This window comes from Luteimonas saliphila (assembly GCF_016774335.1).
Taxonomy (GTDB): domain Bacteria; phylum Pseudomonadota; class Gammaproteobacteria; order Xanthomonadales; family Xanthomonadaceae; genus Luteimonas; species Luteimonas saliphila.
Genome location: NZ_JAETWA010000004.1, coordinates 1 through 1,278, shown reverse-complemented (window position 1 = coordinate 1,278; position 1,278 = coordinate 1). Strand labels below are relative to the sequence as shown.

At 62.6% G+C, this 1,278-nt stretch carries 1 protein-coding gene and 1 pseudogene; one reads left to right on the top strand and one right to left on the bottom strand.

The genetic code is table 11. The annotated features are described in order from the left end of the window. Positions 1 to 254, bottom strand: a pseudogene (locus JMO03_RS00215) (hypothetical protein); the annotation flags it as partial. Between the two features lie 763 nt (positions 255 to 1,017). Here JMO03_RS00215 and JMO03_RS00210 point away from each other — a divergent pair. After that, the coding region (locus JMO03_RS00210) for a hypothetical protein (protein WP_202839039.1) at positions 1,018 to 1,278 on the top strand (261 nt) is incomplete at its 3' end.

Sequence of the window (1,278 nt, the reverse complement as noted above, 5' to 3'; positions counted from 1 at the left end):
AAGGCCGACAGCGCCAGCCCCACCGGGATCGCCGCCATGCCCAGCCACATCTCCGTGGTCATCGGCATGCCCACCATCTGCCAGTGCGTGTGCTGCCCCATCATGAACATCGGCGCGTGCGCGAACACCCCGCCCACCAGCAGCGCGCAGCCGAACCAGAACGCGAGGGGGTGGCGGAAGACTAGGCCGTTGATCATCGGGTGTGAGGTGGGGGAAAGCCGCGGAGTTTGATTCAGATGGGCGAGGAAATACACGTCACGATTTGCCTGCCTGCTATCGGGCAACCCGTGAGCGGCCCAACTACCGCTCCTTGGAAGACAGCACTTTCGATCCGCGTTTCATGGTCTGCTGGCTCCAACGGCAGCTAACGCTTTCATTAGCAGCCAGACCGTGGGGCTGCACAGTTTTTCGCGTCAGCGGAGGCCCCTAAACTTCGGAGGGGAACACTACCTGCACTAGCCGCTTGACAACGGGTACGGAAGGCGCAAGATCCACTGGCACGCATGGCGCCATCCCCTTTGGGGGAGCCAGGGATGGCGTAGGGACAGAACGGATATCTGGGGGACGCATGCCTTGTCATGGAAGTTCGGGCCGACGGCCCGGCGAGCCGGCCGAACGCGGACGATCTCGCGTCGCGCAGAACGAAAACGCGAAGCCGATTGTCTTCTTTCATCCCGCGAGAACTGGAGCGCGTCTTTGGGAGTCCTGTCCGCCCCAGTGGACTCCTAATGGCAGCCGCTCCGTAACCCGTGCGCAAGGCCCAGCCGGCAGCTCTGGCTCGGCTATGCCCGTCGCCACGACCGCGGCTGCCCACGATTTCTCCGCCTATCACCGCCCCGCGATGCGCGCGCGTCGGACCGGCAGAGCGTCATGTCTCGGCAGGTTCCGGCGCCGCTCCTATGACGTTTCCAAGCAACTTGGCACCTATTCCGACGGATCGCATGTGGGGCAGCCGATCCATCCGACCATATGCCACGGGCTTCTTTGAAGCCGGTTGGCATGATCGACACCATGAGGATGACTGACACCACCATGAAGACGATCCCATATCAGCAAAGACGGCCCCGGCGGTTCCATTCAACAGGCATCGCATGGTGGATCGGGCTGATTGCATTCGCCATTTCATTGCCGTGCCTGGCCCAGGGTGCACAAGGCGTGGACCTGCGTTACGACAGCCTGCTCAAGCGCCAGGAACGCAACAAGACCACCCCTGGAAACGAGTTCGGGGACCAGCATGGCATCGAGAGCGGCTCCCTGACCTTCAACGTGGTCGATGTG